We start from the raw sequence: 6,377 nt of genomic DNA, 5'->3' as shown, positions 1-6,377 counted from the left end.
TCAGTTTCTGGATAGGTGGTGTACGAAAACGATGCGATCGAAAATCGAGCCGATGAAGAAAGTGGCCCGGATGCTGCGAGGTCATCGGCCGCTGTTGCTCAACTGGTTCCGGACCAGGGGGCAGCTTTCCAGTGGTGTTGTGGAGGGTTTCAACACCAAGGCAAAACTGACCTCCAGAAAATCCTTCGGTTTTCGGACGTATCGGGGCGCGGAAATCGCTTTGTATCATGCACTTGCTGCTTTACCCGAGCCTGAGTTTACCCACAGATTCTGCTGAAGAGCCAAAAATATATTGGTTACCAGGTGTGGCATCGGGATTCACTGATGCTCAAATCTGCAGGCGTACCGGATCAGGCGCTGGGTATGCGGGCAGGTTTTCAGGATGTGGCCATCGCGAGTCAGCAGTGGCGGGTTTACGGTCTGTATCTGAAGGGCAGCGACTACCGGATTTTCACAGCGGAAGAAGTCGTCGGCAGAAAGGAGCTTTCCTGGTATTTTGCGGTGGAATCCCTGGGGGTTATGTTCTGGGCCATTCCTCTGTTTGCCCTCATCATCGCGCTCACCGTGGACCGAGGCTTGCGCCCATTGAAGCGTCTCTCGGAACAGGTCAGTGACCGGGATATCAACCAGCTCCGTCCGGTGGTTGGCGATCACACACCCAAGGAACTCAAGCCGCTGGTCAACGCGCTGAACGGTCTTCTGGAGAGGCTTGACGCCGCTATATCCCGCGAAAGACGCTTCACCACTGATGCTTCTCATGAGCTGCGCACACCACTGAGTGCCATTCGCCTGCACTCCCAGCTTGCCATGCGTGCGGAAGATTTGGAGGAAAGCAGCCGGTCCCTGAAAAAGGTGTTGCAAGCGGTGGATCAGAGCACGCATATGGTCGAGCAGCTATTGGTGCTGGCTCGCTTGTCGCCGGAATCCGGGCAGGTGGAATTTGAGGATGTCGACCTGACTGATATTTGCAGAAAGGTGTCGGAGCAGCTGACCCAGGCAGCCGGGGAAAAGCATATACGGATAGCGACCGAATATCCCGCTGCCGGGTCTGTCGTGGTAAACAGCAATCCGCATTTATTACACACTATTTTCCGAAACCTGCTGGACAATGCCATTCGCTACAGTCCTGCTGACAGTGAGATTCGCTGCCGCTTGTCGCGCACTGACGGGGAACTTGCCGTCAGCATTCAGGACAACGGCCCCGGCATACCGGAACATCTATTGGAACAGGTTCAGGAACGTTTTGCCCGCCTCGCCGGATAGGATGTCGAAGGCTGTGGTCTGGATTTGTCCATCGTCAGCCATGCGGTGCAGTGCATTGGCGCCAGGCTGGTGCTGGAGAACCGTACGGACGGGCAGTCGGGATTGGAAGCGAGTATTATTTTGCCTGAATGAGCATGCGGATGTCTCTCGCGTTCCCTGTCGTTGCCATCAGGTGTTGGCGAGAATCTGCTGCAACTGTTCCCGAGTGAACTGCTCTTCCACCAGTGGAAACAGTTCGCGTTCTTCCAGGCGGGTGTGATCCTTCAGCAGTTCGCCAAAAGCGGCCAGTTGCCTGCAATCGCCCTGCTGCATTTCACCGGCCATGCTGCGCATCCGGTCGTGCTCGTCAACCAGCTGCACCCCCAGTTCATGAATCTTTCCGCTGAGCGTGGCAGTGATGTCGAAGATGGTTTTTTCCTCGTTGCGGAAATGGCGGTCCCATTCCGCGTCGAAGATATCCAGGATGTGATCGCACAGGGCTTTGCATTTTTCTTCATCGCCGCCTGCTGCCGTATCCAGACACTGTTTCGCCAGCCGCAGTGACTGGTGATGCTCCTGGGAGAGTGAGATGAGTTCGGGATGTCGTTTCATTGTTTTTCCACCTTGGTGAGTTCCATGCGAACGCGGCCCTTGCCGGTATTCTTTGTGAGCAACAGGGGCATGAAGCCGTGTTTTACCGCAAGCCAGAGGCTGCGGGTTTCCTTGCCATCTGTTGTTTCCACATTGATTTCCAGCGCGAGAAATCTCCCGGCAGGTGTGGAAATGTATTTCTGCAGCTTCTTTTTCAGAGTGATTTCTTTCGTTCCTTCGATGGAAATCCTTTTGAAACGGGCGATACGCTGATTGCTTTCTGCCAGCATTATGGCGCGCAGGATGTAGCTGAGGTGGTCCTGTGTGCCGTCTTCCAGGGCAAACTTCTGTTGCTCCTTGTCACCTCGCAGTGTGAGCTGGTTTTTCTTCCAGTCGAAAAAGAATTCCAGCATCTGGGTGCCTGAGGCATTGCGAACGGCGTAGTAGTAACTGTCGGGTTCCGGGCGGTTATCCTTGAAATGTCCGTGGCTGGTTTCCAGTATCTCGTGCTTGACGTCGATGGCAGCGAGCTTTCCCTGGGGCAGGGTAAATGCCTCGAAGCTGTATCCGGTGGAAGGCAGCAGCAGGCTGAACTGGGTTTCGCCTTTTTTTTCATCGTCGAGCAGGAGCTGGTAACTGGCGCTGAACGGCTGCAGGGCATAGCTGCCGGCCGGCAGTAGGAGACACGCGCAGAACAGCCAGTATCGGTGAAGGATATTCATTGGGTTGCCTGTTCCAGTTGCATGGGAGTGTTCATGATCCTGCCATCCAGCACCACCTGTTGATCTTCATTCAGCGCAAGACGTCCCTGAGCGAACCAGCGTACTGCCAGGGGGTAGATGATGTGTTCTTTTTCCAGGACCCGGGCGGCGAGCCTGTCCGCATCATCACCCGGCAGTATCGGGACGCTGGCCTGCAGGATGATGGGGCCGCCGTCGAGTTCTTCGGTAACGAAGTGAATGCTGGCGCCGTGTTTTTCCACCTCTGCTTCCAGCGCACGTTCATGGGTGTGCAGACCCTGGAATTCGGGCAGCAGGGACGGATGGATATTGAGCATGCGCCCGTGATAATGACGCACGAAGTCCGGGGTGAGGATGCGCATGAAGCCCGCAAGCAGCACCAGGCCCGGTTCATAGCGGTCGATGAGTTCCATCAGGGCGGTATCGAAACTTTCCCTGTCCGGGAAGTCCTGGTGCTCCAGTACTGCGGTGGGAATGCCTGCCTGCTTCGCCCGCTCCAGCCCATAGGCATCTGCCTTGTTGCTGATGACGGCCCTGATGTCGATGGGAAGATCCCGTTCAGCCGCATCGATGATGGCCTGCAGGTTGGTGCCGCCACCGGAGATCAGGACCACGACAGGGAGTCTAGACATACTCGACGCAGGGTGTTTCGCAGTCGCAGCTTTCGATACTGCCGATCATGTACACAGTTTCGCCCTGTGCTTCCAGTACTGCCTGTGCCTTCGCAGCATCCTCCGCTGCCACGCAGACCACCATGCCGATGCCGCTGTTAAAAGTGCGCAGCATTTCCCCGGGATCGATGTTGCCGTTGTCCTGCAGCCACTGGAATACCGCCGGGCGGGGCCAGCTTTTAGTATCTATGTGAGCCGCAGTGTTGGCGGGTAAGACCCGGGGGATGTTCTCGGTGAGACCGCCACCGGTGATATGCGCCAGCGCGTGAACATCGGTTTCCTTCAGCAGCGCAAGCAGGGATTTCACGTAGATGCGGGTGGGCTGCAGCAGCGCTTCTCCCAGAGGCTGGCCATCGAGATCGGCGCTCAGGTCGGCGTTGCTGACCTTGATGACCTTGCGGATCAGGGAGTACCCGTTGGAATGGGGGCCGGAAGAGGCCAGTCCCAGCAGCACATCGCCGGCCTGCACCCTGTCACCCTGCAGGATCTTGCTTTTTTCGACGATGCCGACACTGAAGCCGGCCAGGTCGTAGTCATCACCCTGATACATGCCCGGCATTTCCGCCGTTTCACCGCCGGTCAGGGCGCAGCCCGCCAGTTCACAGCCTTTGGCGATACCGGCGACTATATCCGTGGCACGATCCACCAGCAGCTTGCCCGTTGCAAAGTAGTCGAGGAAAAACAGGGGTTCGGCGCCGGCGACGATGATGTCGTTGACACACATGGCCACGAGATCGATGCCGATGGTATCGTGTTTGCCCAGCATCATGGCGAGCTTGAGCTTGGTGCCCACACCGTCGGTTCCGGACACCAGTACGGGTTGGCTGTATTGATCTGCCGGCAGTTCGAAAAGGGCGCCAAAGCCGCCCAGCCCTGCAAGCACGCCCGGCCTGAAAGTATTCCTGACCAGGGGTTTGATATTTTCGACCAGTGCATTGCCGGCATCGATATCCACACCGGCCTGCCGGTAACTCAGTCCTTCGGTTGACGGTTCTTGGGAGGACACGCAGCGCTCCTGAAAAAAGCAAATGAGGGGCGCTATTGTATCAAGAATTACGCGGGAGAAATGCGTTCAGTGAGGTGCTGGTCAGGGTCCCGTCATCTAACGATGATGCCACCGGCAGCATTCCGTGAAAAACGCCGTAAATACATCCATGTGGACTTGGCTGCGGCTTCCGTGCCGCAGCCATTTTCACGGACTACCACGGGTACCGTTTTCAATGACTTACCTTGATAGTTGACATGGTCCTGAGGTGCTGGCCGGTGGTTGGCCAGCAACGGGGATTACCAGTAGAATGGCGGGATGAAAAAATTCAGCGCACTGCTCCTCTTCCTGCTTGTTCTTCTCCTGCCCGCGGCGGTCCTGCCTGCATCACCGGGGTTGTATTCGGCCGAAGTGCCGGTAACGGATCCCAGCCCTGAAGCCCGCAAGGCAAGCATCCGTGAAGCCTTTGAAAAAGTGCTGATCAAGGCTTCCGGTTATCGCAGGCTGAAAGGCCGAAAGGGTATGAAGACTTTGCTGAAACACGCGGAAGATTATGTGCAGCAGTTCCGCTACAGAAATGAAGTGTCAGATGCCGGGGACGAGCCGGGCAAACGCCTGATGTGGGTGGCCTTCGAAAAGAGTGCAATCAAAGAGGCATTACAGCAGTTGGGCTTGTCTGTGTGGGACAAGGGGCGGCCGGAGGTGCTGTTGTGGCTGGCGCAGGAGAAGGGAGGCAAGCGCGCCCTGCTTGATCCCGAGAGGGACGTGAAAGTGGTGCAGGCGGTGAAAAACGCGGCGCAGCAGCGGGGGTTGCCGTTGCTGTTGCCTATCATGGATCTGGAAGATCAGACCGCATTGCGTGTCAGTGATGTCTGGACGGTGAACCGTGATGGCGTCGAAGCGGCATCGGCCCGCTACGGTGATCAGCTTGTTCTGCTGGGACGTCTGCGCAAATCCGGCAAACAGTGGAAGGCGAAATGGACGTTGCTGTTGCCCGACCGGCAGCAGGACTTCAGCAGTTCGGCCGGTACAGAAGAAGCTGCGCTCGGTGGTGGCATCGACAAGGTCATGGACTGGCTGACAGTTCAGTTCGTGCCCCGCAGCGATGCCGGAGAGGCCGGGATAGTGATGCTTCGCTTCCTCGGGGTGGGTGGTTTGTCCGACTATGCAAGGCTCATGCAGTTGCTGGACTCGCTGGATGTCATTTCGGAATACGCCATCGAGGAATCTACCGGTGACCAGCTGCTGATACGGGCCAAAGTGCGGGGCGGGAAAGAAATCCTTACCCAGAGGCTGTCCCTGGAAAACACACTGGCGCCAGTCGCCAGTATTCCTGACGACGAATCGCTTACTCCGGACAGCCTGGAGCTGACTTACCAGCTCAGGTAGCCCATGCTTCAGCCGAAAGATATTCCCAATATCATCAGCATTGCCCGCGTGGTGCTGGTGTTTCCTGTGATCTGGCTGCTCCTCAATCACCATTATCAGAGCGCCATGCTGTTGTTCTTCGTGGCAGGGATCTCCGATGCCCTCGACGGTTTTCTTGCGCGGCAGTTCCGGTGGCAAAGCCGCCTCGGCGGTATTCTCGACCCCCTGGCGGACAAGTTTCTGCTGGTCTCGTCCTATCTCTGTCTCGGATGGCTGCATGCGCTTCCCTGGTGGCTGGTGGGGCTGGTAGTGCTGCGCGATGTAATCATCGTCATGGGTGCTGTGGCTTACAATTTTCGCGTGGAGAAACTGGATGCCCAGCCCAGCCTGGTGAGCAAGCTCAATACCGGTTTGCAGATCCTGCTGGTGCTGATGGTGGTTTATGATCTGGGGTTCAGTGCCTTGTCGGAAAGCTTGCTGCAGGGAATGATGTGGACAGTGGCCTTCACGACCCTGTGGAGCGGTCTTGGATATGTCGTCAGCTGGGGACGCAAGGCGGGCAAGCAGATAAGGCACTGACCGTCTCCCCGGAAACCGGGGAGACGGATGTTTTCAGGACTTGCGTGCGGCCAGGGCGATGATGATGTAGGACCAGCCGTGTGTCAAGTCCCGATAGATCATGGGTTTTCTTTTTGAATAATTCCGGTTGTTTTTTGTGCCAATCCTTAAGCGCCTGAATGGGCGTGATGTGCCCGATGTTTTTCTGCGGGACATGGTAGT

9 protein-coding genes are annotated in these 6,377 nt (G+C 56.9%); 4 read left to right on the top strand and 5 right to left on the bottom strand.

The genetic code is table 11. The annotated features are described in order from the left end of the window. Both ACOCD2_RS10365 and ACOCD2_RS10360 read left to right on the top strand, forming a co-directional pair. Window positions 1–277 (top strand): transposase (locus ACOCD2_RS10365; protein WP_294045569.1); only part of this gene is annotated, 277 nt, incomplete at its 5' end. Window positions 278–324: 47 nt separating this feature from the next. Further along, a complete protein-coding gene (locus tag ACOCD2_RS10360; protein ID WP_293647272.1) occupies window positions 325–1,263 on the top strand; it encodes an ATP-binding protein in 939 nt (312 codons plus the stop codon). Window positions 1,264–1,431: 168 nt separating this feature from the next. Here the strand turns inward: ACOCD2_RS10360 and ACOCD2_RS10355 are convergent, their stop codons facing one another. The 5 genes from ACOCD2_RS10355 to ACOCD2_RS10335 all read right to left on the bottom strand — a co-directional run bounded on the left by ACOCD2_RS10355 (window position 1,432) and on the right by ACOCD2_RS10335 (window position 4,465). Next, window positions 1,432–1,854: a hemerythrin domain-containing protein gene (locus tag ACOCD2_RS10355; RefSeq protein ID WP_293647270.1), complete on the bottom strand. Its 423-nt coding sequence runs from the start codon at window positions 1,852–1,854 to the stop codon at window positions 1,432–1,434. Further along, on the bottom strand, window positions 1,851–2,555 hold the full coding sequence (locus tag ACOCD2_RS10350) for a DUF3108 domain-containing protein (RefSeq protein ID WP_293647268.1): 705 nt from the start codon (window positions 2,553–2,555) through the stop codon (window positions 1,851–1,853). Before ACOCD2_RS10350 ends, ACOCD2_RS10355 begins: the two co-directional genes overlap by 4 nt. Beyond that, on the bottom strand, window positions 2,552–3,205 hold the full coding sequence (gene purN, locus ACOCD2_RS10345; RefSeq protein WP_293647266.1) for a phosphoribosylglycinamide formyltransferase: 654 nt from the start codon (window positions 3,203–3,205) through the stop codon (window positions 2,552–2,554). Before purN ends, ACOCD2_RS10350 begins: the two co-directional genes overlap by 4 nt. Then, on the bottom strand, window positions 3,198–4,250 hold the full coding sequence (gene purM / locus ACOCD2_RS10340; protein ID WP_293647264.1) for a phosphoribosylformylglycinamidine cyclo-ligase: 1,053 nt from the start codon (window positions 4,248–4,250) through the stop codon (window positions 3,198–3,200). Before purM ends, purN begins: the two co-directional genes overlap by 8 nt. 92 nt (window positions 4,251–4,342) lie before the next feature. Further along, window positions 4,343–4,465, bottom strand: a complete 123-nt coding sequence (locus tag ACOCD2_RS10335; protein WP_293647262.1) for a hypothetical protein — start codon at window positions 4,463–4,465, stop codon at window positions 4,343–4,345. A gap of 82 nt (window positions 4,466–4,547) precedes the next feature. Here ACOCD2_RS10335 and ACOCD2_RS10330 point away from each other — a divergent pair, with 82 nt between their 5' ends. Both ACOCD2_RS10330 and ACOCD2_RS10325 read left to right on the top strand, forming a co-directional pair. After that, on the top strand, window positions 4,548–5,618 hold the full coding sequence (locus ACOCD2_RS10330) for a DUF2066 domain-containing protein (RefSeq protein WP_293647260.1): 1,071 nt from the start codon (window positions 4,548–4,550) through the stop codon (window positions 5,616–5,618). A 3-nt stretch (window positions 5,619–5,621) separates the two neighbouring features. Continuing rightward, complete coding sequence (locus ACOCD2_RS10325; protein ID WP_293647258.1) at window positions 5,622–6,176, top strand: CDP-alcohol phosphatidyltransferase family protein; 555 nt, start codon at window positions 5,622–5,624, stop codon at window positions 6,174–6,176. Window positions 6,177–6,377 lie beyond the last annotated feature (201 nt).

The sequence above is a fragment of the Thiolapillus sp. genome, from assembly GCF_048562965.1.
In the GTDB taxonomy this organism is placed as follows: Bacteria; Pseudomonadota; Gammaproteobacteria; order Chromatiales; family Chromatiaceae; genus Thiolapillus; species Thiolapillus brandeum_A.
The sequence above is the reverse complement of the archived record's forward strand: the minus strand, read 5'-3'. Positions and strand labels throughout refer to the sequence as shown.

Excerpts from the sequence above, each read along its gene's own strand:
- ACOCD2_RS10350 (WP_293647268.1), bottom strand. The coding sequence starts at position 2,555 with ATGAATATCCTTCACCGATACTGGCTGTTCTGCGCGTGTCTCCTACTG.
- purN (WP_293647266.1), bottom strand. The coding sequence starts at position 3,205 with ATGTCTAGACTCCCTGTCGTGGTCCTGATCTCCGGTGGCGGCACCAAC.
- ACOCD2_RS10325 (WP_293647258.1), top strand. The coding sequence starts at position 5,622 with ATGCTTCAGCCGAAAGATATTCCCAATATCATCAGCATTGCCCGCGTG.
- ACOCD2_RS10330 (WP_293647260.1), top strand. The coding sequence starts at position 4,548 with ATGAAAAAATTCAGCGCACTGCTCCTCTTCCTGCTTGTTCTTCTCCTG.
- ACOCD2_RS10355 (WP_293647270.1), bottom strand. The coding sequence starts at position 1,854 with ATGAAACGACATCCCGAACTCATCTCACTCTCCCAGGAGCATCACCAG.
- ACOCD2_RS10360 (WP_293647272.1), top strand. The coding sequence starts at position 325 with ATGCTCAAATCTGCAGGCGTACCGGATCAGGCGCTGGGTATGCGGGCA.